Annotated in this window: 17 protein-coding genes; 9 read left to right on the top strand and 8 right to left on the bottom strand. The window is 71.7% G+C overall.

Annotated features, from left to right (window positions below; translation table 11 throughout):
* Positions 1-8: 8 nt before the first annotated feature.
* Together H4687_RS38805 and H4687_RS38800 are read right to left on the bottom strand one after the other, a co-directional pair.
* Positions 9-1,349, bottom strand: a complete 1,341-nt coding sequence (locus H4687_RS38805; RefSeq protein WP_046914535.1) for an SDR family NAD(P)-dependent oxidoreductase — start codon at positions 1,347-1,349, stop codon at positions 9-11.
* A 317-nt stretch (positions 1,350-1,666) separates the two neighbouring features.
* The gene (locus H4687_RS38800) at positions 1,667-1,915 is read right to left on the bottom strand and encodes a WhiB family transcriptional regulator (protein ID WP_028796893.1); all 249 of its coding nucleotides are present in this window, start codon (positions 1,913-1,915) and stop codon (positions 1,667-1,669) included.
* 233 nt (positions 1,916-2,148) lie between these two features.
* On the opposite strand from H4687_RS38800, the gene H4687_RS38795 reads away from it, so the two are divergent.
* Both H4687_RS38795 and H4687_RS38790 read left to right on the top strand, forming a co-directional pair.
* Positions 2,149-2,934 carry a VOC family protein gene (locus H4687_RS38795; RefSeq protein WP_046914534.1) on the top strand — a complete coding sequence of 262 codons (786 nt, stop codon included), beginning with the start codon at positions 2,149-2,151 and terminating at the stop codon, positions 2,932-2,934.
* Positions 2,935-3,137: 203 nt separating this feature from the next.
* Positions 3,138-4,355: a glycoside hydrolase family 64 protein gene (locus tag H4687_RS38790; protein WP_046914533.1), complete on the top strand. Its 1,218-nt coding sequence runs from the start codon at positions 3,138-3,140 to the stop codon at positions 4,353-4,355.
* On the opposite strand, the gene H4687_RS47720 is transcribed toward H4687_RS38790, so the two are convergent.
* Positions 4,333-6,273: a helix-turn-helix domain-containing protein gene (locus tag H4687_RS47720; RefSeq protein WP_050398329.1), complete on the bottom strand. Its 1,941-nt coding sequence runs from the start codon at positions 6,271-6,273 to the stop codon at positions 4,333-4,335. The two genes, H4687_RS38790 and H4687_RS47720, sit on opposite strands and share 23 nt — an antisense overlap.
* Positions 6,274-6,731: 458 nt before the next feature.
* Here H4687_RS47720 and H4687_RS38780 point away from each other — a divergent pair, with 458 nt between their 5' ends.
* Positions 6,732-7,139, top strand: a complete 408-nt coding sequence (locus H4687_RS38780) for a hypothetical protein (protein WP_046918569.1) — start codon at positions 6,732-6,734, stop codon at positions 7,137-7,139.
* 10 nt (positions 7,140-7,149) lie between these two features.
* Here H4687_RS38780 and H4687_RS38775 read toward each other — a convergent pair whose 3' ends face one another.
* Positions 7,150-8,208 carry a LacI family DNA-binding transcriptional regulator gene (locus H4687_RS38775; RefSeq protein ID WP_046918566.1) on the bottom strand — a complete coding sequence of 353 codons (1,059 nt, stop codon included), beginning with the start codon at positions 8,206-8,208 and terminating at the stop codon, positions 7,150-7,152.
* 152 nt (positions 8,209-8,360) lie between these two features.
* Here H4687_RS38775 and H4687_RS38770 point away from each other — a divergent pair, with 152 nt between their 5' ends.
* Positions 8,361-9,227: a hypothetical protein gene (locus tag H4687_RS38770; RefSeq protein WP_046918565.1), complete on the top strand. Its 867-nt coding sequence runs from the start codon at positions 8,361-8,363 to the stop codon at positions 9,225-9,227.
* Positions 9,228-9,270: 43 nt separating this feature from the next.
* On the opposite strand, the gene H4687_RS38765 is transcribed toward H4687_RS38770, so the two are convergent.
* Positions 9,271-10,296 carry a multicopper oxidase domain-containing protein gene (locus H4687_RS38765; protein ID WP_097251296.1) on the bottom strand — a complete coding sequence of 342 codons (1,026 nt, stop codon included), beginning with the start codon at positions 10,294-10,296 and terminating at the stop codon, positions 9,271-9,273.
* A 199-nt stretch (positions 10,297-10,495) separates the two neighbouring features.
* Between H4687_RS38765 and H4687_RS38760 the strand changes: the two genes are divergently transcribed.
* The 3 genes from H4687_RS38760 to H4687_RS38750 all read left to right on the top strand — a co-directional run bounded on the left by H4687_RS38760 (position 10,496) and on the right by H4687_RS38750 (position 17,422).
* A complete protein-coding gene (locus H4687_RS38760) occupies positions 10,496-12,976 on the top strand; it encodes a ThuA domain-containing protein (protein ID WP_179859972.1) in 2,481 nt (826 codons plus the stop codon).
* Entirely contained in the window at positions 12,976-15,183 is a 2,208-nt protein-coding gene (locus H4687_RS38755; protein ID WP_225966949.1) for an OmpL47-type beta-barrel domain-containing protein, read from the top strand. The genes H4687_RS38760 and H4687_RS38755 overlap by 1 nt, the downstream gene beginning before the upstream one ends.
* Before the next feature lie 100 nt (positions 15,184-15,283).
* A complete protein-coding gene (locus tag H4687_RS38750; protein WP_046918562.1) occupies positions 15,284-17,422 on the top strand; it encodes an abaA protein in 2,139 nt (712 codons plus the stop codon).
* A 37-nt stretch (positions 17,423-17,459) separates the two neighbouring features.
* Here the strand turns inward: H4687_RS38750 and ligD are convergent, their stop codons facing one another.
* A complete protein-coding gene (gene ligD / locus H4687_RS38745) occupies positions 17,460-18,470 on the bottom strand; it encodes a non-homologous end-joining DNA ligase (RefSeq protein ID WP_046918561.1) in 1,011 nt (336 codons plus the stop codon).
* 87 nt (positions 18,471-18,557) lie between these two features.
* Here ligD and H4687_RS38740 point away from each other — a divergent pair, with 87 nt between their 5' ends.
* Entirely contained in the window at positions 18,558-19,634 is a 1,077-nt protein-coding gene (locus H4687_RS38740; protein WP_046918560.1) for an ATP-dependent DNA ligase, read from the top strand.
* A 46-nt stretch (positions 19,635-19,680) separates the two neighbouring features.
* Here H4687_RS38740 and H4687_RS38735 read toward each other — a convergent pair whose 3' ends face one another.
* Positions 19,681-20,871: a zinc-dependent alcohol dehydrogenase gene (locus H4687_RS38735; protein WP_046918559.1), complete on the bottom strand. Its 1,191-nt coding sequence runs from the start codon at positions 20,869-20,871 to the stop codon at positions 19,681-19,683.
* Positions 20,872-21,001: 130 nt separating this feature from the next.
* Between H4687_RS38735 and H4687_RS38730 the strand changes: the two genes are divergently transcribed.
* The gene (locus H4687_RS38730; RefSeq protein ID WP_046918558.1) at positions 21,002-22,006 is read left to right on the top strand and encodes a DUF3048 domain-containing protein; all 1,005 of its coding nucleotides are present in this window, start codon (positions 21,002-21,004) and stop codon (positions 22,004-22,006) included.
* A 3-nt stretch (positions 22,007-22,009) separates the two neighbouring features.
* Here H4687_RS38730 and H4687_RS38725 read toward each other — a convergent pair whose 3' ends face one another.
* A complete protein-coding gene (locus H4687_RS38725) occupies positions 22,010-22,471 on the bottom strand; it encodes a MarR family winged helix-turn-helix transcriptional regulator (protein WP_046918557.1) in 462 nt (153 codons plus the stop codon).
* Between the last annotated feature and the right edge of the window lie 67 nt (positions 22,472-22,538).

Genomic DNA, 22,538 nt, shown 5'->3' with positions numbered 1-22,538 from the left:
CCTGTGGCTCACCACTCCGCCTCCCGGTAGTCCTTGAGGAACACGCCCGACACCGGGTCGCCCGCCTCGCCGCGCACGATCGGGTCGTAGACGCGGGCCGCGCCGTCGACGATGTCGAGCGGGGTGCGAAAGCCGGCACCGGCCATGCGCTGTTTCTTCGGCGCCGGGTTCTCGTCGGTGATCCAGCCGGTGTCGACGGCGCACATGTGCACGCCCTGGTCGGCCAGTTCGGCCGCGCTGGTGCGGGTGAGCATGTTGAGCGCGGCCTTCGCCATGTTGGTGTGCGGATGCCCGCCGGTCTTGTTGCGCACGGCGAAACGGCCCTCGACGGCCGTCACGTTGACCACGTACCGGCGCCGGCGCGGCCCGGCGAGCAGCAGCGGCAGCAACCGGTCGCACAGGAGCGCCGGGGCGAGGGAGTTGACCAGCTGGGTCTCCAGAACCTCCGCCGGGTCGAGTGCGCCGAGCCGCGCCGACCAGGAGTTCTCCGGCGAGGGGTCGGGCAGCAGCCCGGCCTCGTCGGCCTCGCGCAACGCGACGGGCAGCGCGGCGGCCCCGTCCGGAAGCATCCGCAGCGGGGTGAACCCGGGTGCCTGGCGCGCCCCTTCGGGCAGCGCGTCGAACTCTCCGCCGGCCAGCAGCGCGTACGACTCCGGTGGCCGCCGTACCGTCTGGGCCGCGTTGTTCACGAGGATGTCCAGCGGCTCGCCCTCCTGCCGCAACTGCTCGCACAGGCCCAGCACCTGGCGCGGGTCCCGCAGATCGACGGCGACGACGGTCAGCCGGTCGAGCCACTTCTCGCTGCCGGGCTCGGCCCGGAAGCGGCGTACGGTGTCGTGCGGGAAACGGCTGGTGACGAGCAGGTCGGCGCCGTCGCGCAGCATCATCAGCGCCAGCTGGAAGCCGATCTTCACCCGGCCGCCGGTGAGCAGCGCACGGCGGCCGCTCAGGTCGGTGCTCAGAGCGCGTCGCGCGGTGTTGTCGGCGGCGCATCGCGGGCACAGCCGGTGGTAGAAGGAGTCGACCTGTCGATACGACGTCTTGCAGACATAGCAGTGCCGCGCCTTGTGGAGCACTCCCCCGCCGCCCGCCGCCGCTTGTGACAGCGGGGCGTCCTCGCGCCGCGAGGGGGCTCCGGTGGCGGTCGCGGCCATCACGGCGGCGTCCGCGGCGGACTTCTCGGCGCCGAGCGCCCTACGCCGCCGCTTCCATCCGTCGCGTGCGAAGGACGCGGCGACCCGCTCGGTCCTCAGCCGCACGGGGTCGTCCACGGGCAGCGCCCGCAGCCTGCCGACCGTACGGTGAAAGGCCGCCAGCTCCTCCTCGGTGATTCCGCCGCTCTCGCCCATGCGTGCCCCCGCCCGCGTGCCGTGCCCCGTACCGCTGTCCCGGCCGCACCCACGCGGCCGTCGGACCCGTGGCACGCCGGGCACCGCGGAAGGTGTCGAGCGCGGTGCGGACGACCGGATTCGTACCGGGGTTTCGCCCTGCCGAGGCGGTGCGACCGTCTCCGCGCCACCTCCGAACCGCGCCTGCGGATCCTATGCGACCGCCCGGGACGGGGCCTACCGCTTTATCTCCGACCGGCTTACGCCGACGGGCGGTTCGCCTGCGGTCCGACGAGGATCGGGGCAGCGGGGGTGAGCGGGGGTCCCGGTGTCGTGGGTCAGCCGTTCTCGGCGCGCCGGAGCCGTAGCCTCTCCTTCTCGGACAGCCCGCCCCAGACGCCGAACCGCTCGTCGTGGGACAGGGCGTACTCCAGACATGCGGTGCGCATCTCGCACATCCCGCAGATGCGCTTCGCCTCGCGCACCGAACTGCCGGGCTCGGGAAAGAAGAAGTCGGCCCCCGTCTGCGCACACAGCGCGCGCTCCTGCCAGGCGCTGTCGATCGGGGTGATCGTGTCGTAGTGCATGCGCAGCATCGTGCCGCGCGCCGAAAAACGTTCGATCAACGCGGCATCAACACGACGGTCCGGGCCCGCCATAATCCCCGAGGCGGTGGAGCGACGCACGACGGCGCGCTGAGCGAGGCCCACGGGGAACGACGCCCTCGGCCGTGACGCGAAGCGGGCGATCGTCCGTGGACGGTGCCAGACTCGGCAGTACAGGACATGGGCCCTCGCACCCCCTCGTCAGGAGCACAGCAATGCTCACCACCCGTTACGTCACCGGCGCCCCGAACTGGATCGACCTCGGCACCCCCGACATGGAGGGCGCCGCCGGCTTCTACCAGGATCTCTTCGGCTGGCGGTTCCGGCCGGCCGGCCCCGACATGGGCGGCTACGGCTTCTTCCAGCTCGACGGCCGCACCGCCGCCGCTGGTGTGCAGAACCCGCCGGAACAGGGCCCCCCGTCCTGGAACGTCTACTTCCGGACGCCGGACGCCGAGGCCACGGTCAAGGCGGTCGAGCAGGCCCATGGCGCGGTGCTGCTGCGGCCCATGGACGTCGCCGACGAGGGCCGCATGGCGATCCTCGCCGACCGGGCGGGCGTCCCCTTCGGTATCTGGGAGCCCCGTGGCAACAAGGGCCTCGACGTCGTCACCGACCCGGGCGCGCTGTGCTGGCTGGAGCTGCACACCCCGGACCTGCCCGCGGCCGCCGGGTTCTTCAACTCGGTGTTCGGCTGGGAGACCTCCGCGATCGACGTCGGCGGCGGCAGCTACACCTGCGTGAGCCCGTCGGGGACCGAGCCGAGTGCCATGTTCGGCGGCATCGTCCCGCTGGACCCTGGCGAGGAGGCGTCCGCAGCGCACTGGCTGCCGTACTTCGAGGTCGCGGACCCGGACGCGGCGGTGAGCAGGACGCGGGAGCTGGGCGGCAACGTCCATGCACCCGCCACGGATCTCGCGGGCGCGGGGCGCTTCGCCCGGCTCGCCGACCCGTACGGGGCACGGTTCGCGGTGATCCGGAGCGAGCAGCCGCAGGGCTGATCCCCGCCTGCCGTCAGGTGCTCCGCACGGATACCGGGTCCGGACGCCGTTCGGTCTGTCGCCACCTCATGAAGACACGAAAGTCTTGAGAGCGCTCTCAGTCATAAGTCTTGACGGCTCAACTTCCCCTGGGAACAGTGGGGGAACCACAGCAGGGGCCCCGTCCGCTGTGCCTCCACTCCCCCACGTCCCAGGAGGCCACCGTGATCTCCCGCCGTATCTTCCTGTCCGGAACCGCAGCCGCCGTCGGCACGACAGCCGTCGGCGGCGCGCTCGGCACACCCGCCCAGGCCGCGCCCGCGACCTGCCAACTCGCCCTGCGCAACGCCTCGTTGCCGGGCACGGTCCGGGCGTACGTCACCGGGCACGAGCAGGCGACGGGCGCCTGGCTGCTGCTGCGGGCCGACGGAGGTGTCTACCGGCCCACCTCGCCCCCGGCGCCGCAGACACCGCTGCCGGTCGACTGCGCGATCCCGCTCGGCCCGGCGGGGTCGGCGCCCACCGTGCTGACGCTTCCTCAGATGTACGGTGCCCGCGTCTACTTCGTCCGCGACAGCACCCTGCAGTTCTTCCTCAACCCGGGCCCGGCGCTGGTCGAGCCCGCCTTCGCGACGCCCGCCGATCCCAACTACGGCAAGACGTGGTCGTTCTGCGAATTCACCTTCAACTCCACGCAGCTGTTCGCCAACATCAGTTACGTCGACCTGGTGACGGCCCTGCCGATCGGGCTGACGCTGGAGGGCGACCGCACGCACACGGTCGCCCCGCTGCCCGACGGGGCGGTGGGCCGGATCGCCGCCGATCTGGTGGCGCAGTCGGCGCGGGACGGCCAGCCGTGGGACCGGCTCGTCATCCGGGGCGGCGACGGCAAGGTGCTGCGCGTCATCTCACCGCAGAACCTGATGGCGCCGTACTTCGACCGGCCCGACCTGATGCCGTTCCGCGCCTACTGGAACTCCTCCATCGACCAGGTGTGGCAGAAGTACCGGGGGACGGATCTGCGGATCGACCTCCAGGGCGGGCGCGGCGTCCTCGCCGGCCGCGTCTCCGGCGACACGCTCACCTTCGCCGGCGGCCACTCGTTCACCAGACCGACCTCGAAGGACATCTTCACCTGCAACCACGGCCCGTTCACCAACAACCCCGGTGACTCCGACACCAAGAAGGCGCTCCTCGCCCGTCTCGCCGCCGGTTTCAACCGTTCGATCATGCTCACCCACCCCACACAGCCGAACGGGACGACGACGGCCGACTACTACCGGGGGACCGTGACGAACCACTGGTCACGTGTGGTGCACGCCAACTCCCCCATCGGGTACGCCTTTCCGTACGACGACGTGCGCCCCGACGGCCAGCCCGACGTGTCGGGCGCGGCCCACGACGGCAACCCGCGCCGGTTCACGGTGACGGTGGGCGCCTGAGCGCTCCGCCGCGATCGTCCCGGCCCACGGGCCGGGGCGGTTCGCGGCGCACCGGCGTACGGCCCACCGGGTGTTGTTCGAGGAGGACCGGCTGCTCGGTGATCCTGATGGTGTCGCCGGGCCGAACGGCGGTCACCGTGCCGTCGATCCGGTGCACGAAGGCGAGGCCCGGTTCGGACGTGGTCATGGCGGTGCCGGAATCGGTCCAGCGGACGGTGGCCTCGTGACTCGGCCCGGACTCCGTCACGGTGAACCTGCATTCCCACACGTTGGCGCCGAGACCCGAGGCCAGACCATGGCCACAGGAGTGGATCCGGGCGTGGGCGAGCCATCGCTGCAGCTGCTCGACCGCCAGCGCCGCCCGGGTCGGCGCGCCGCCCTCGGCCTGCAGCACGACGGGGATCTTGGTGCCGCCCCAGTTGTAGAAGTACATGCGCTCGACGTTGGCGTCGCGGGCGTACAGCCCCACGAGGTAGAAGCGCACCGCGTAGTCGGCGGCGCGACGGCGGCTCAAGGGCTTCTGCAGGGGGATCTCGTACATGGTGCCGGTGTTCCACAGGCGTGGATGGACCCCGGCGCGATGCAGGATGCGGTCGACGGTGCGGGTGAGCGCGAGCATGGTCTCCGGAGGATCGGAGGCCGTGCGCTGGTAGAGCTTGACGCCCGCGACGTCGCAGTGCCGGTATCCGCCGAGTTCCGCGAAGCGCTCGAGGACGTGGACGGCCTCCGGCTCCCACAGGCGCCCCATGCCGGGGCACACGACGGTGGCTTCCGGATCGACGGCCCGGATCGTCCGGCCGGCTCTGCGGACCATCTCGACCAGCGTCTCCACGCTGCCGTTGTAGAACCGGGAGTCGTTCGCCAGCACCCACAACTCGTAGGCCTCGATGCGGCCCTGATATCGCCGCACGAGGGCGCGCACGAAGGTGTCCCAGTCGGCGAGGCGGTCGGGCGGCGCGGCCCGGGAACCGTCGGCGTAGGGGCCGACCGGGCCGTCCGGACTCGCCCATCGTGGGGTGCCGCCCATGACGAACAGCGCGGGCAGACCGGCCCGTTCGGCACCGTCGACCAGCCGGTCGAGGACGTCCCAGTCGAACTCGCCGCGCCGGGGCTGGATGTTCGACCAGCGCGTGTCGCTGTCCCAGAGGCGCACGGCACCGGTCCGGAACGACGGCATGGTGCCCGTGGTGCTGTTGATGGTGACGCCGAAGAGGGTGGACCGTACCGGGGCCGGGGCGCTCACCCAGGCGGGCCCGGGTATCCACTGTTCCGCCTTCCGTGGCGAAGCACCGCGCAGGGCGGGGCCACTGCTCGTCGCCGTCATGGCCACCAGAAGGGTCACCAGCGCGGCCGAGAGCGCGAACAGCAGCGAGCGTCCGCCTGGTCTTCGCGAACCGTCGGCGGGCCGCAGGGCCGGCACGGGTCGGGCTCGTGGTGCGGGTGGTGAGGGCGGCGGCGTGCTCGGGGGCGGGCCGGTGGTGGGAGAGTCCGGTTCGGCGGGGGCGCCGACGGGGGCAGTGACGGGGACGCCGGGCTGCTCGGGTGCCGCGAGGGCGTCGTTGGGGACGTCGTTGGGGACGTCGGCCGGGGCATGGTCCGGAACGTGATCCGGGGAGTCGGCCGGGACGGGGGCCGGGGCGTGGTCCGGGCCGGTGGCCGGGACTTCGTCCGGGGCGCAGGACGCGGCCATCCACAGCCGGTACAGCGCGGCCATCTCGGCCTTGCCGGCGTTGCACGTCTTCGCTATGCGCTCGATCGTGGCGAAATCCGGCGGCACGATCTGTCCGGTGCAGTACCGGTACACGGTGGACTTGCTGGCGCAGACGCTCTGGCCGATCCACTGATAGCTGTGCCCGCTGCGTTGCTTGAGGTCTTCGAGGAGGGCCCCGAGCTGCTTGCGATGCGACGCCTCGGCCATGCGGTTCCCCTGGTCTTCTGCCACAGCATCGGGCTGGTACCGGGCCGCCCCCCGGCAGCCGTGCGCACAGTATGCGCCACCGTCGAACGCCGGTTCGCCACGACAGAACCCGTCCGACGGCGTACTCAGGTCGTGCGCCGAGGCCGCCCACTCCGGCGGAGGCGTTCCAGCGCTCGGCGTTCTCCCAGTACAGAGCGTGGACCGCGTTCCAGGCGTGCCAACTTGCCCTGCCGCTCTTGTCCTTCGGTTTCCGGCCACCGAAGATCTTCCTCGCCGGTCGAACCGGTGACGGGGGGACACGCACCACGGCACGCCGCCGCGCTGACGACATCCGCACCCGTCCGTCCCGAGCGGGGACTCTGCGGAACGTGCCGCGGGACGCCGGGACATCCAGGGAGGGAATCCTGTTGAGGAAAGGCTTCGTATACACGGCACTGGTCACCGTGGTCGCAGCGACGATGAATCTGACCACGCTGACCGGTCCGGCGGCGGCGGACACCTGTCCGACCCCGGGGTGCGGCGGTGAGGTGGACAACAACACCAACGCCTACGTGTCCATCTCCAACTGCTGGGCCGACTCCTACGGCACCTGGGAGAACGGCGACAACCTGCCGTGCCACGGCAACCCGGTGCGGGTGGGCAACTTCGAGAAGGCACGAGTCTGGCTGTCCCCCGGACAGCGGGAGGACAACTACTCGAAGTTCTACGACACCGATGCCGTGAGGTTCCCGAAGGACTGCAAGACCTACTACCACTGGTGGGGCCAGTCGAGGGAAGCGAAGTCGGAGGACCGCCGTGGCAAGGACGCCATCTGGCGGAAGATCACCAGCGCCGACCACTTCTACTTCGACCGGGTCGTCTGCTGAGCCAGGGCTCCTACGCGGAGGCGCGTCGTACCAGCGTGGTCGGGAGGACCACGCCGGTCGGCGCGCCGACCGGCTCCTGGGCGGCCTGTTCGCCGGCGACCCGCCGGTCCAGGCCACGGAGCAGCAGCCGGGCCATCAACCGGCCCATCTCCTCGATGTCCTGACGGACCGTCGTCAGCGGTGGATCGGAGTGCTCGGCCACCGGCAGCATGTCGTCGAAGCCGACCACCGCGACGTCCTCGGGCACCCGCCGCCCCCGCTCCCGCAGCACACGCAGCGCCCCGGACGCGGACACGTCGTTGGCGGCGAACACCGCGTCCACCTCAGGACACCGGTCGAGCAGTGCCCGCATCGCGCGCTCCCCGCCCGCCGGGGTGAAGTCGCCCTCGACGATCAGCCGGGGGTCGGCGTCCACCATGACGTCCCGGAACCCGTCGAGCCGGTCCACCGCGGAGGTCTGGTCGAGAGGCCCGGTGATGTGGGCGATCCGGGTGCGGCCGAGGCCGACGAGATGGCGTACGGCGTCCCGGGCGCCGCCCCGGTTGTCGCTGTCGACGTACACGGTGGGGGTGTCGCCGCGCGAGCCGTCCGCCCAGCCGGGCCGGCCGCCGAACACGGCCGGGACGCCGGCGCCCCGGATCAGGCCCGGCAGCGGGTCGTCGAGGTGCAGCGAGAAGACGAGTGCCCCGTCGACGTGCCCGCCGGCGAGATACCGGCCCACGCGCGCGTAGTCCTCCGGGCCCTCGGTGAGCAGCAGGACGAGCTGGGAGTCGTGCACGGTCAACTCCTTGCTGATGCCCCGGAGCTGGAGGGCGAAGAAGGGGTCGGCGAAGACCCTGGTCTCCGGTTCGGCGATCACCACGGCCACCGCGTCGTGCCGCCGGGTGACGAGGCTGCGGGCCGCCTGGTTCGGTACGTACCCGAGTTCGTCGACCGCCCTGCGCACCCGCTCGACCAGCGCTTCCCGTACGCCCTCGCCCCCGTTCACCACCCGCGAGACCGTCGCCCTGGACACCCCGGCCCGCGCGGCCACGGCCTCCAACGTGGGGCGCGACGCTGTCTCGGTCACTTGGGGACTCTCCTCCGGGGCGGGTGCGCTCAGGATAGCCCCGGAGGGGTGGCGTTGAGAGCGCTCCCTGATCATCGGCCGGTGCCCCGAAATCCCGTTGCGCACGGGGCTGTCGCTCGTCGAGGATCCTCGGATGACCATGAGAAAGGCCCATGAGGGCTGAGCGCCTGTCCCCGTACGCCCGCCTGCCGCGTGCGTACCGCGATCTGCACCTCCGGCACAGCACGGTCGACGCGTTCGGCGGCGTCCACTGGCTGCTGACCGAGCACGCGAAGCCCCCGACGCCGTACGACGCCCTGGTCGTCACGGTCACGGACGGCGGCTCCCGCACGACGTGGCTCGGCCCGGTGTCGGCCCGTTTCCCCCAACTAGGCTCCCTCCCGGACGGCGGTTTCGTCGTCGCCGACGCGCGCAGTCGTGACGGCGACGACCAGGTGCAGGTCTTCGACGCGCTGGGCCGCCCCGCGTGGGCGTTCCGCGTCGGTGACGGCATCGAGCACCTGCTGACCGACGAGGCGGGTGATCTGTGGGTCGGCTACTTCGACGAGGGCGTCTTCGGCGACCCGCTGAGCGCGCCGGGCGCCCGCCGCTGGAGCGGTACGGGCACACCGCTGTGGGAGTACCGGCCGCCTGCGGGCGTCGACCAGATCGCCGACTGCTACGCCCTCAATGTGGGCCGTGCCGCGACCTGGGTGTACCCCTACACGCGGTTCCCGTTGGTGGAGATCGGGGGCGACGACTCGTTCCGCGCGCGTACGACGGAGGTGCGCGGCGCGAAGGGCGTGGCCGTGCACGAGGAGCGGGTCGCGTTCCTCGGCGGCTACCGGGGCGCCCACGACCTGCTCACCCTGGCGCGCCTCACCGAGACCTCCGTCGAGACCACCGGCACGGCGCTGCTGACCCGGCCGGACGGCACCCCTCCCGGCCGACGGCGCCGGGTCGTGAGCCGGGGGTCGCGTCTGTACGTCCAGGAGGAGCCGTACATCGAGTGGTCCGTCTTCGAGGTCGAGGCGTCGTAGGGGCGCGAACCGTTGCGGGGGGGGCGGCCGTCCTGCCCCTCTGTCAGTGGTCGTGCGCGGCCCCGGACCCGCCCGCCGTGTCGGTCGCCCCCGGATCGACGGCCACGTGCGGCTTGTGCGGCTCGTACCCCGGAACCGTGCCGTCCGTCTTGCGGACCAGGAACAGGCCCGCCATGCCCATGTCGGAGTGGCTCTGGACATGGCAGTGGTACATCCAGGCGCCCGCCCCGACCCCCTCGCCCGCGATGATCTGGAAGCCGAAGGAGTCGGCGGGTCCGACGATCTTGTTGTCGATGATCTGGCTGGGGTCGTCGGGGCCGGTGAGCATGCCGGTGCGGTTGTCGGCCCAGCGGTGACCGTGCATGTGGAAGGTGTGGTAGTACTCGCCGTGCGTGATGACGACGAACTCGACGCGGTCACCGACGGTGGCGTCGAAGTCGGGGCCGGTGTGGGCGGGCTTGTTGTTGATGCGCAGGTCGTTGAAGACGACGGTGACGGTCTTGTCGGGCAGCACATCACCCTTGCGGCGGACGACGACCGGGCCGTAGAGGCCCTTGCGGATGCCGCCGGTGCCGTGTGCGGTGCCGACGGCGTGGTCGTGGTAGTGCCAGTAGCCGGCGCTGCCCGCCCGCCAGGTGCCGTCCGGACGGGCGCCGGGGGCGTGCGTGCGCCAGGTGTAGGTGCGGGTGCCGCCGGGCTCGACTTCGCTCCTGTTCAGCTTGGTGCCGTCGCTGGAGGTCTCGTAGTCGAGGCCGTGCACATGCAGACTCGCCGTCACGTCCATCGTGTTCTCGAACTCGATGTGCAGCGTGTCGCCCTCGTTGAGCTCGATCAGCGGGCCCGGTATGGAGGCCTTGCCCTTCTCGAAGCCGTAGCCCATCTGCCCGTCGGACAGCTTCTCGGCGTACATCTTGATGTGCTTGACCTCGCCGCCCGCCGGAGCCGTCCTCGCCCGTCCGGCGGCGCTGACGGCCTCGGGGGCGGTGACGGTCTCGATGGCCACGGACAACGATGTCGCGGCGGCCGCGCCGCCCAGCAGCACCCGCCTGCTGAACCCTCGTCTGTCCATCGCGTCCATGCGGAACTCCCCATGCTCATACGGATCTTGCGGAGACGCACCTGTGATCAACCTGTGTGACGGTAGCGGCACCCCAGCGGTTTCTCCACACCCAGGACAAAGTTCGCACCATTCCGGTCATAGGTCTTGGCGAGCCGCGCAAATGGGGGCTAGCTTCCATGGCGCTGTTGCTGTGACCGAGGAGGTGCCCATGTACTTACGAGGGTTGAGCGACGCCAAGAGACGGGCCTGGGCGGCCACGCTGACCGCTTCGGTCGTCACCGCGGGGCTCCTGTCGGGCCCCGCGGCCCACGCGGGCCAGGCGCCGGAACCGCCGCTGACAACGATGTCGATCACGTCGCCGCCGGGCGGGTCCGGACCCCGGGTGCTGATCTTCCACGGCTCCGCGGCGGCCGGGGACGAGTCGCCCGTCGTGAACGCCGGGATCGAGGCGATCGAGCGGATCGGCCTGTCGGGTCCGGCCTCCGAGCGGTTCGGGGTCGTCGCCACCGGAGACGCGTCCGTCTTCACCGACGAGGACCGGCTGAGCGGATTCAACGCCGTCGTCTTCCTCACCGGCGGCGGTGACGTCCTCGATCCCGAACAGGAGGCGGGGCTGGAGACCTACATGGAGGCGGGCGGCGGTTTCGTCGGCGTCCATGACGCGGCCCGCGCCGAGCCGTACTCGGACTGGTTCACGGGCCTGATCGGAGCCCGCCCGGCCGCGTCGAGCCCGGCGGGCGTACAGCGGGCGACCGTCGAGGTGGGCGACCGGCGGCATCCGGCCACCAAGGATCTGCCCGTGCAGTGGAAGCGGCCGGACAAGTGGCTCAACTGGACGAAGAACCCGTCCGGCACGGTGCACACCGTGGCCCGGGTCCGCGAGTCCACGTACCAGCCGGGATCGAGCGCCAACGGCTGGGACCACCCGGTGAGTTGGTGCCGTGACTACGACGGCGGCCGTTCCTTCTACACCGCCATGGGCGGGACCGTCCAGGCGTACGACGAGACGGACTTCCGTACGCACCTGCGCGGCGCCCTGCTGTGGACCTCCCGCCTGGCGCGGGCCGACTGCAAGGCCACCATCGACGCCAACTACAAGGCCGAGCGGCTGACCCGGCCCAACCAGCCGGGGCAGAACGACCAGATCGGCGAGCCGCACGGCCTGGTCACCGCGCCCGACGGACGGGTCCTCTACATCGGCCGGGGCGGCGCCGACTCGTCCAAGCCCGTGGTCACGGACTGGAACAACCCCGACATCGGCAAGGGCAAGGGCGAGATCCACGTCTACGACCCGAAGACCAAGCAGGTCACCCTCGCCGGCGCGCTCACCGTCTTCGGCAACAAGGGCGGCGGCGACGAGCTGATCAAGGTCGAGGAGGGGCTGCTGGGCATCGAGCTGGACCCGGGCTTCCAGCAGAACGGCTGGGTGTATCTCCACTACACCCCGCACTCCCGCATCGACCGCGACACCCGCACGGCCGAGCGCCGCGTCTCCCGCTTCACCCTCGACCTCACGACGAACAAGCTCGACCTGGCCGGCGAGAAGACCCTGCTCACGTGGCCGGTGCAGATCCACAGCTGCTGCCACGCGGGCGGCGGGATGACCTGGGACTCCAAGGGCAACCTGTACATCGCCACCGGGGACAACAACTCCAGCGGATTCAGCGGTGGTTACTCGGGCAACAACCCCGAACCGAACTACGAGGGCCTCTCGTTCGCCGACGCCCGCCGCACCGCCGGCAACACCAACAACCTCAACGGCAAGATACTCCGCATCCACCCGGAGCCCGACGGCACCTACACCCTGCCCCCGGGGAACCTGTTCACCGGCAAGGAGACCGCCGAGGGCGGCGGCAAGACCCGCGGCGAGATCTATGTGATGGGCGTCAGGAACCCCGCGCGGATCTTCGTCGACCGAAAGACGGACGTCCTCTACGCCGGCTGGGTCGGCCCGGACGCCGGCGCGCCCTCGACGACCTGGGGCCCGGCGAAGTACGACACCTTCGCCGCCATCACCGAGGCCGGCAACCGGGGCTGGCCGTACTGCATGGGCAACAAGCAGCCCTACCGGGACCGTAATCTGCCGGACCCGTCCAAGCCGCTGGGTTGGTACGACTGCGACCACCCGAAGAACGAGTCCCCGAACAACGACGGGCTCGTCAACCTGCCCCCGGTGACCGGCAACAACATCTGGTACTCGCCGCAGGGAGGCGCCCCCGACTTCCCCCGGGACGCCGACGGCCTGCCCTCGTACAAGAACGAGGAGGCGACGTACCTGCTGCCGTGGCTCAAGGGCGGCGGCCAGGCCACGATGAACGGACCGGTCTACCGGTACTCCGCTTCCGGTGACAACTCGGCGCGCTGGCCCGCCTACTGGGACGGCAAGTGGTTCGTCGGCGACTTCTACGACGCCGACCAGCCGCGCCACGCGGTGGTCATGGACCCGAAGAACCAGGGCAGCGGCGGACTCCCGGTCCACGCGGAGTCGCTGAAGAAGATCGTGCCCGTCGGGGCCGACGGCATCAGGAACCTCATGGACTGGAAGTTCGGACCGGACGGCGCACTGTACGTCCTCGACTACGGACGCGGGTTCTTCACCTCGGACGCCAAGTCGGCGCTGTGGCGCGTCACCTACACGGGCGGCGGTCCGACGCCCGCGGCCGACGAGCTGGCGAGGAAGGCGGAGTGATGCGGGACAGACGTGTGTGGGCGGCCCTGCTGGCGGCCCTGCTGATGGTGCTCGGGCTCACCTCGACGCCCGCGTCCGGCCGCACCGGGCAGGCATCGGCCCCGGACGCGGCCGCCCAGGTGCTGACCTGGACCGCCGGTGACGACATCACCAAGTACCTGACCGTCCCGCAGACCGCGGTGGCGGGCCCCGCCACCATCGTCTTCGAGAACAGCAGGGCGACCGGCAACACCATGGGGATGCCGCACACCCTGACGTTCGACGTCTCCGACCCGGAGTACAACAACGACGTCCCGCTCAACATCCTGGCCAACCCCGGCGACGACCAGGGCGGCCGGCACACCACCGAGGTCACGCTCACCCCGGGCCGCTACCGGTACTACTGCACGATCCCCGGGCACGGTCAGATGCAGGGCATCCTCGTGGTGACGGAGGGCACCGGCGAGGACACCACCGCGCCTCAGACGTCGGCCGAGGTCGCCGGGACGCGGAACGCGCAGGGCGCGTACGTCGGTTCGGCGTCGGTGACGGTGCGGGCGACCGACACGGGCGGCTCCGGGGTCGAACGGGTCGAGTACGCGGTCGGCGACGACGGCGCCTGGCTGCCGTACACCACGCCCGTGGTGATCGACCGGGTCGGCACGCACAAGGTCCGCTACCGCGCGGTCGACAAGGCGGGCAACACGGCGGCCGAGAAGAACGTCGGGTTCACGGTCGTGGCACCGCCGACGGACGACACGACCGCGCCGGAGACCTCGGCGACGGTGGCCGGCGAGAAGAACCCGCGGGGCGACTACGTGTCCATGGCGACCGTCACCGTCACCGCCTCGGACACCGGATCGGGCGTCAACACCATCGAGTACGCGCTGGGCGACTCGGGGGCCTGGCAGCCGTACTCCGCCCCCGTGATGGTGCACGAGGCCGGCACGCACACGGTGCGGTACCGGGCCACGGACAGGGCGGGCAACGTCGCGGCCGAGAAGAACGTCTCCTTCACCGTCGTCGCCCCGCCCGCCGCCGACACCACTCCCCCGGTGACGGGCGTGACCGTCGAGGGCGAACGGAACTCCGCCGGCGCGTACCTCAGGAGCGCGAAGGTCACCGTCAGCGCGACCGACCACGGCGGTTCGGGTGTCGCCGCGGTCGAGTACGCGCTGGACGGCGGCCCCTATCTCGCCTACACCGCGCCCGTGGTGGTCGACCGGGCGAGCACCCACACGGTGACCTACCGGGCGAGCGACAAGGCGGGCAACACGGCTGCCGCGCGGTCGGTGAGCTTCACCGTCGTCGCGGGCGGCGGGGTTCCGGCCCCCGCCTGCGCCGAGTACGACGAGCGGTCGACCGTCTTCGTGGGCACGGTCGACTCGGGTGTGCCGAACCGGGTGACCAACAACCGGTGCCGCATCAACGAGTTGATCGAGGACGAGAAGGAGTGGACGTCCCACGCCCTGTTCCTGAAGCACGTGGACACCGTCCTCGGCAAGCTGCTCAAGGACGGGGTCGTCGACCCGCGTGAGCACACCGCCGTACGCCAGGCGGCGGAGAAGTCCGGCATCGGCCGGCCCGGCCAGACGGAGGGCTACCGCACGATCCTCGACGGCACGGCCGAGTCGTTCGCCAAGTGGCAGCAGGTGGGGGGCGGTTCGTTCGCGCGGAACGCCGACGGCTCCATCACCTCCGGCACCACGAAGGCCGGGCTCGGCATGCTGTGGTTCCCCGAGCGGAAGTACGGCGATTTCTCGCTGCGCCTGCAGTGGCGCGACGACGCCCCCGGCACGGGCAACGCCAACTCCGGTGTGTTCGTCCGCTTCCCCGGGGTCCACGACCACCCGGAGGAGTCACGGCCGGAGTGGGTGGCCATCAAGTACGGCCATGAGGTGCAGGTCTTCGACCGGCCCGACGGCGACATGTACAAGACCGGGTCGGTCTACGGCTTCGACCGCGTGGGGCTCGCCGGCGCGGGCGTCACCCAGAAGGGCACCTGGAACGACTACGAGATCCGCGTGGTCGACCAGCACTACTCGGTCTTCCGCAACGGCGTCCTGATCAACGAGTTCGACAACACCGGCGGCCAGGACTTCGCCCCGCCCCGCGCGGACGACCCGGGCACCGACGGGCGCCGGTTCGCCTCGGGCTACCTCGGCCTCCAGGTGCACGGCACGACCGACGTCGTCTCCTACCGGGACGTCAGGATCAAGGAGCTGTAGGGACGCCCGGGACCGCTCCGGCCCGGCCCGTTGTCAGTGGCGTACGGCAAGCTGTGCTCAGTGGCTGCCGTACGCCACGGCTGTGCGACGGGGAGGCTTTGTGCTCACGGGGATCGACGACGTCGACTGGGCGTCGCTGGGGCATGCGTACACCGATTCGGCGACCGACGTACCGGACCTGCTGCGGGGCCTGGCGTCGGACGACCCCGCCGAGCGGGACATCGCGCTGGACGGCATGTACGGCGCGGTGCACCACCAGGGGGACGTCTACGGCAGCACCGTGGCGTGCATCCCGTTCCTGTTCGAGCTGGCCGCGTGGGAGGGGCTCGCCGACCGCGCCGCGATCGTGTACCTGCTGTGCAGCATCGGGGGCGAGGAGAAACCCGATCCGGAGGAGATAGGCGGCCTCTTCGAGGACGAGGAGGAGGACGCGGCGTACGTCCGGCCGTACCTGGACGCCTGGGAGGGGGTCCGGGCGCGTGCGGACGCCTTCCACGGGCTGCTGGCCGACCCGGACGCGGAGGTGCGCGCGGCGGCCGCCGAGGCGCTGGCACAGCTGCACCCCGATCCGGTGCGGTCCTTCGCCGCGCTGAGCGCGCGACTGCCCCACGAGCCGCATCCGGAGGCACAGCGGGCCCTGGTGGACGCGGTCGGGGAGCTGGCCGTCAGGCACAAGGAGCGCCTGGCGGAGGAGGCGGGGCCCGTGCTGGAGGCGGTGGCGCGATCGGCTGACCGTGCCCCCGAGGCACGGCTGAGCGCTCTGGATCACCTGGCGCGCGGCGCCCCGGACCGGCTGCCCGGGAACACCGCCGAGATCGCCGTCGAGGCGATGCGGCACGCCCACGAGCGGAAGGCGACCGCCGCCGGAACGGCCCGGCCCTCGTCCGAGCGCCCCCGGACGGACACCCTGGTGTCCCATCTGCGCGAGCTGGAGGCCACGCGTCGCACGGAGGCCGACTCCGACGACGAGACCCCCGACATCCTGCGGAGGCTCCACCGCGATCTGGGGGACCGGACCGACATACGGTTCCCGCTGCTGATGGACCAGCTCGGCAGCCCGGACCGGGAGCAGCGCATGCGGGCCGTCGCCATGTGCGGAGAGGTGCTGCGGGGGTGGCGTGCCCCGGACGACGGACCGGTCATCGCGCTCGCCCGGCAGCTTCGCGAGCCCGAACTCGCGCTGTGCCGGGCCGCGCTCGGGCAACTGCGCACGCTCGCTCCGATCAGCCGTGTCGTGACCGACGACGTGGTGGACTTCCTCACGGAGTTCGCGGAGCGCCGCAGAGGCGACGAGAGCGGTCTGTCCTGGGACGACATGGCGTTCGGCAGGGCCATCGACCTGCTCGCGCTCCAGGGCGACGAGCGCGTGGCGAACGCGGTGCGGTCCGTGGTGGGCCGGCTCCCCGAGCTGCCCCCGCATCTCGAAGGGTGGCTCGGGGCCTTCGACCGCGAGACCGCCGCCGAGCTGGGCCCCGTGCTGCACGAACGGCTCACCGCGCTCGGACCGGACGACCGGAGCACCGACGGGGACCGGCTCGTCGGCGCCCTGGGCCTGATCGCCCACGCCGAGTCGCTGGGCCTGCTCGTCGATCGGCTCCGCGCGGGCGGGGACAGCCGGACGACCCAGTGGTGCGTGCTGCGGGCCCTGTCCCGGTACGGCGAGGCGGCGGCCGAAACGGCGCCGCTGCTCAGGGAGTCGACCCACGGCGCCGGGTCCCCCGACACCCGCCTGGCGGCGGCCCATGCCCTGTGGGCGACGACAGGGGACACCGCGACGGCACTGCCGGCCCTGCGGACCGGTCTGGAGTCCGACGACGCCTCCACCCGTGACGTCGCCCTGCGGCTGCTCGGCACCCTGGGTCCGGCGGCGGCGCCCCTGAGCGACCTGCTGCGCGCGACGGAGGGGACCGCACGTGCGGCGGTCACCCTCTGGCAGGTGACGGGCGACATCGACGCGGCACTGCCCCGCCTCCTCCACCACTGGACCGCCGACCCGAGGTCCCGGCCGCACCTGGCCGCCTGTCTCACCGGGATGGGCGCCGCCGCGGCACCGGCGCTCCCTCTGCTCCGGGCGGAGCTGGCGTCACCACGCCGCCATCACCACGACGGGTCGGCCGATCCACGCCAGGACATCACCGCCGACGAGGAGTTGCTGCGGGACTGCCGTCGGATGGTGGCCGCCCTGGAGAGCGACACGGAGACCGACCCGCAGACCGACGCGGGGCGGAGCACCGGGTGACCGGCCGGGTGCGGCTGGGAGCGGGACGGTCCGCGCGTCACACCTTCTTGGCCCTGCTCGGCTGCACCCGCTTCGGCTCGCCCGGCATCTTCGGATACTCCGGCGGATACGGCAGATCCCCGAGCCCGTGGTCGTGTTCGTCCCGCGCCGCCAGCTCCAGCAGCGCTTCCAGGGAGAAGGCGTGTTCGTCCATGTCGGCGTGGACATCGCCGACCTCCGCGAAGCGCGCCGGCATCGTCCCCAGATCGAAGTCGCGGGGCACGGCGACGCCGACCTCGTCCCAGGTCAGGGGCGCGGAGACGGGCGCGTGCGGGTGAGGGCGTACGGAGTAGGCGGAGGCGATGGTGCGGTCGCGGGCGGTCTGGTTGTAGTCGACGAAGATCTTCGCGCCGCGTTCCTCCTTCCACCAGGCCGTGGTCACCTGCTCCGGCATCCGGCGCTCCAGTTCGCGGGCCACGGCGATGGCCGACCGGCGCACCTGGGTGAACGTCCAGTCGGGCCGGATCGGCACGAAGACGTGCAGGCCGCGGCCGCCGGAGGTCTTGGGCCAGCCGCGCAGCCCGCCGTACTCGTGCAGGACCTCGCGCAGTTCGTGCGCGGCGCGTACCGCGTCCGCGTAGTCGGTGCCGGGCTGGGGGTCGAGGTCGATACGGAGTTCGTCGGGGCGGTCGACGTCGTCGCGGCGGACCGGCCACGGGTGGAAGGTGAGCGTGCCGAACTGGGCGGCCCACACGACGGCGGCGGCCTCGGTGGGGCACATCTCGTCGGCGCTGCGGCCGCTGGGGAAGGTGATGTGGGCGGTGGGGATCCAGTCGGGCATGTTCTTGGGGGCCCGCTTCTGGAAGAAGTTCTCGCCCGTGACCCCCTCCGGGTAGCGCTCCAGCGTGGTGGGCCGGTCGCGCAGGGCCCGCAGGATGCCGGGCCCCACGGCGATGTAGTAGCGCGCGAGGTCCAGCTTGGTGAAGCCGCGCTCCGGGAAGAAGATCTTCCCCGGGCTGGACAGCCGTACCGTCCGCCCCGCCGCCTCCAGCTCCACCGCTTCGCCCATGCGAGCCACGGTAGGCGGAACGGAAGAACGCCGCATACCGGGTGCATCCACCGCGCGACACCTGCACCGCGGTCGCAGAATCGGAGCATGGATCTTCCGGTGATGCCGCCCGTGAAACCGATGCTCGCCAAGTCCGTGGCGACGGTCCCGCCGGACATGCACTACGAGGCGAAGTGGGACGGGTTCCGGGCGATCGTGTTCCGCGACGGGGCCGAGGTGGAGATCGGCAGTCGTACCGGGAAGACGCTGACCAGGTATTTTCCCGAGCTGGTGGAGGCCCTGCGGGAGCGGCTGCCGGAGCGCTGTGTGATGGACGGCGAGATCGTGATCGTGCGGGGCGGGCGGCTGGACTTCGACGCCCTGACCGAGCGCATCCACCCCGCCGCCTCGCGCGTGAAGATGCTGGCGGAGACGACGCCGGCCTCCTTCGTGGCCTTCGACCTGCTCGCCCTGAACGACGAGACGCTGCTCGACGTGCCGCTCACCGACCGCCGCGCGCTGCTGGAGCTGGCCCTGTCCCGTGTGACGGCCCCGGTCCATGTGGCTCCGGCGACCACGGATCGCGAGCTGGCCGAGCAGTGGTTCGAGCAGTACGAGGGGGCGGGCCTGGACGGGGTGATCGCCAAGCCGCTCGATCTGCGCTACCGCCAGGACGAACGGGCGATGTTCAAGATCAAGCACGAGCGGACGGCGGACGTGGTGGTCGCGGGCTACCGCTTCCACAAGAGCGGACCGGTGGTCGGCTCCCTGCTCCTGGGCCTCCACGACGACGGCGGCGCCCTCCAGCACATCGGCGTCTGCGCGGCCTTTCCCATGAAGCGGCGCGCGGAACTGGTGGACGAACTGGAGCCGTGGCGCCTGGAGGATGTCCGGGAGCACCCCTGGGCCGCCTGGTCCGAGGAGGCCGCGCACGAGACGGCCCGGCTGCCGGGGGCACCGAGCCGGTGGTCGGCGAAGAAGGACTTCTCCTGGGTGCCGCTGCGGCCCGAGCGGGTGGCCGAGGTCGCCTACGACCACATGGAGAACGGCGTCCGCTTCCGCCACACGGCCCGTTTCCGCCGCTGGCGCCCGGACCGTACGGCGCAGAGCTGCACCTACGGGCAGCTGGAGGAGCCGGTCACCTACGACCTGGCGGAGATCCTCGGCCCCGGCACCGGGCCCTGACGGGCGGCCGCGGCGCCGGGCGCGCTTCGGGCGGGGACGGCCCGTATCAGGGCTCCATCACGACCTTGATCGCCCCGTCCTGCTTGCGCTGGAACATCTCGTACGCGTGCGGTGCGTCGCTCAGCGGCACCCGGTGGGTGGCGAAGTCGTCGACGCCCAGGGGATCCCCGTCCGTGAGGAGGGGCAGGATGTCGTCGGTCCAGGTGCGGACGTTCGCCTGACCCATGCGCAGCCGGATCTGCTTGTCGAACATGGTGAGCAGCGGCAGCGGGTCGACCTTGCCGCCGTAGACGCCGGAGAGGGAGATGGTGCCGCCGCGTCGTACGAGGTGGATGGCCGTGTAGAGGGCGGCCAGGCGGTCCACGCTGAAGTGCTCGGCGACGCGCGCGCCGAGCGCGCGGGGCAGATGTCCGGCCGTGTTCTGGACGAGCCGGGCCGCCGCGCTGCCGTGGGCCTCGGTGCCGACGGCGTCGATCACCGAGTCGGGTCCGCGTCCGGCGGTCCGGTCCTGGACCGCGCCGACCAGGTCCTTCTCGTCCTCGTAGTCCCGGAGGTCGAACGTCTCGACGCCCCGTTCCCGTGCCCGGCGCAGCCGCTCGGGCACCAGATCGATCCCGAACACCTGCTCGGCGCCGCGTTCCAGGGCCACCCGGCAGGCCATGTCCCCGATGGGCCCGAGACCGAGCACGGCGACGCTGCCGCCGGGCGGGATGTGCGCGTACTCGACCGCCTGCCAGGCGGTGGGCAGGACGTCGGAGAGGTACAGGAACCGGTCGTCGGACGGCCCGTGCGGCACCTTGATCGGCCCGAACTGGGCCTGCGGGACGCGCAGGTACTCGGCCTGGGCACCCGGCACGGCACCGTACAGCCGGGTGTAGCCGAAGAGGGCCGCGCCCATGCCCTCGCCGGTGCACTGGGTGGTCTCGCACTGGGTGGGGAGTCCGGTGAGACACATCCAGCAGGCACCGCAGGCGATCTGGAACGGCACGACCACCCGGTCCCCGACCGCCAGGTCGGGCACGCCGGCACCGACCTCCTCGACGATGCCCATGGGTTCGTGCCCGAGGATGTCGCCCGGCGTCATGAACGGGATGAGCACCTCGTACAGGTGCAGGTCGGAGCCGCACAGCCCGGTGGACGTGATCCGGATGACCGCGTCCGTCGGCTCCTGGATCACCGGATCGGGCACGGTCTCCACGCGTACGTCCCGCTTGCCCTGCCACGTCACTGCCTTCATCGCGCCCACACTCCGTTCCCTGCCTCGGCCGGCAAGTTCCGCACGGGTACCCGACGCCTCCTCGCCGAACCAGTCAGAAACGAACCGGTATGGCCATTCATCAACGGATAAGCGCACAATCGAAGACACTATGGACGGAACGAGCACGGTACGTGGAAGACCCCGCGCGCGGCGGGCGGGGCGTCGCGCGCGCACGGGGGCGCTGCTCTCCGCCCTGGCCGCGGCCGCACTGCTGGCGGGGTGCACGGTGACCGGGCCGGACGGCGACGACGGACGCGGGCGGAGCGACGGCGGCCGGGACGGCCGGACCAGCGCGCCGCCCGTGGGCTCCGTCCTCGCGGTGAAGATCGACAATGTCTCCGCCGCCCGTCCCCAGACCGGCCTCGACGCCGCCGACATCGTCTACGCCGAGCAGGTCGAGGGCGGTCTCAGCCGCCTGATGGCCGTCTACGCGACGACGTTGCCGGAGAGCGTCGGCCCCGTGCGCAGCGCCCGCGAATCCGATCTGGAGCTGCTGCGTCAGTTCGACGAGCCGACCCTGGCCTTCTCGGGCGCGCAGGGCAAGCTCCTTCCGCTGATCGACCGGGCGCCCCTGCACGCGGAGACTCCCGGGGACGCCGAAGGCGCGTATTTCCGCGGCGACGAGAAGCCGGTCCCGCACAACCTGTATCTGCGCCCGAAGGAACTGATCGACTCCCCACCCGGCGCCGAAGCCCTGACCACCGGCTTCCGCTACGGTCCCCTCCCCGACGGCGGCACGCCCGAGGACTCCCGCACCGTCCGTTATCCGGCGGCCCGCTTCACCTTCGCCTGGTCGCAGGAGAGCCGTCGCTGGGAGGTCGCCATGGACGGCACCCGGGCGGTCACCACCGACGGCACCCGGGTCGCCCCGGCCACGGTCGTGATCCAGCACGTGACGATCCGCGAGTCCCGCTTCCACGACTATCTGGGCAACAACACCCCGTACACGCAGACGGTCGGCTCGGGCCGGGCGGAGGTCCTGCGGGACGGACGGGTCTTCGACACCCGCTGGGAGCGGAGGACCCCGGCGGACGGCACGGCCTTCACGACGGCGGACGGCGAGCCGATGACCTTCGCGCGGGGCCAGGTGTGGGTGGTGTACGCGAAGGCGTGAGGGCTACCGGGCGCCCGGTGGCTCGGCCGGGCTGCGCAGTTCCTCGGCCGCGTCGGCGACCCGTCGTATCAGCCGGAAGAACAGGTCCTGCTCGTCCGGCGACAACGGCGCCAGGAACACCTGGTTCATCCGGGCCGTCCGCACCGTGAGCCTGCGGTGCGTCCGCACGCCGTCCTCCGTGAGCCGGAGCAGGAAACGCCGCCCGTCCTGCGGATCGCGCACCTTGTCGAGCAGGCCCCGGCGCCCGAGCCGGCTGATGACCTCGGACATGGTCGAGCGGTCGAGGCCCACCCGCTCCCCCACCGTGCGCTGGTCGAGCCCCGGCTCGGCGACGAGGGTGTTGAGGACCGCGAACTGCGGCGAGGTGATCTCCTCGGAGACCATCACGTTCCACAGCAGGTAGTGGGCCTGTTGCAGCCGTCGCGCCAGGTGCCCGGGGTGGGCGGAGAGGTCCACCGCGGCCATGTTCGCTCCTCGGCTCGGATGAGTCGGACACCGTGCGCCGCCGTCCGTGGGTCACCGACGACGATGC

This window comes from Streptomyces stelliscabiei (assembly GCF_014873495.1).
Lineage (GTDB): Bacteria > Actinomycetota > Actinomycetes > Streptomycetales > Streptomycetaceae > Streptomyces > Streptomyces bottropensis.
This window is presented reverse-complemented; position numbering and strand designations above follow the sequence as displayed.

What these genes read in the sequence shown, in the direction of transcription:
- H4687_RS38780 (WP_046918569.1), top strand. Translation starts at nt 6,732, where the DNA reads ATGAATCTGACCACGCTGACCGGTCCGGCGGCGGCGGACACCTGTCCG.
- H4687_RS38805 (WP_046914535.1), bottom strand. Translation starts at nt 1,349, where the DNA reads ATGGGCGAGAGCGGCGGAATCACCGAGGAGGAGCTGGCGGCCTTTCAC.
- H4687_RS38740 (WP_046918560.1), top strand. Translation starts at nt 18,558, where the DNA reads ATGGATCTTCCGGTGATGCCGCCCGTGAAACCGATGCTCGCCAAGTCC.
- H4687_RS38795 (WP_046914534.1), top strand. Translation starts at nt 2,149, where the DNA reads ATGCTCACCACCCGTTACGTCACCGGCGCCCCGAACTGGATCGACCTC.
- H4687_RS38725 (WP_046918557.1), bottom strand. Translation starts at nt 22,471, where the DNA reads ATGGCCGCGGTGGACCTCTCCGCCCACCCCGGGCACCTGGCGCGACGG.
- ligD (WP_046918561.1), bottom strand. Translation starts at nt 18,470, where the DNA reads ATGGGCGAAGCGGTGGAGCTGGAGGCGGCGGGGCGGACGGTACGGCTG.
- H4687_RS38800 (WP_028796893.1), bottom strand. Translation starts at nt 1,915, where the DNA reads ATGCACTACGACACGATCACCCCGATCGACAGCGCCTGGCAGGAGCGC.
- H4687_RS38755 (WP_225966949.1), top strand. Translation starts at nt 12,976, where the DNA reads ATGCGGGACAGACGTGTGTGGGCGGCCCTGCTGGCGGCCCTGCTGATG.
- H4687_RS38730 (WP_046918558.1), top strand. Translation starts at nt 21,002, where the DNA reads ATGGACGGAACGAGCACGGTACGTGGAAGACCCCGCGCGCGGCGGGCG.
- H4687_RS38765 (WP_097251296.1), bottom strand. Translation starts at nt 10,296, where the DNA reads ATGGACAGACGAGGGTTCAGCAGGCGGGTGCTGCTGGGCGGCGCGGCC.
- H4687_RS38770 (WP_046918565.1), top strand. Translation starts at nt 8,361, where the DNA reads ATGAGGGCTGAGCGCCTGTCCCCGTACGCCCGCCTGCCGCGTGCGTAC.
- H4687_RS38735 (WP_046918559.1), bottom strand. Translation starts at nt 20,871, where the DNA reads ATGAAGGCAGTGACGTGGCAGGGCAAGCGGGACGTACGCGTGGAGACC.
- H4687_RS38760 (WP_179859972.1), top strand. Translation starts at nt 10,496, where the DNA reads ATGTACTTACGAGGGTTGAGCGACGCCAAGAGACGGGCCTGGGCGGCC.
- H4687_RS47720 (WP_050398329.1), bottom strand. Translation starts at nt 6,273, where the DNA reads ATGGCCGAGGCGTCGCATCGCAAGCAGCTCGGGGCCCTCCTCGAAGAC.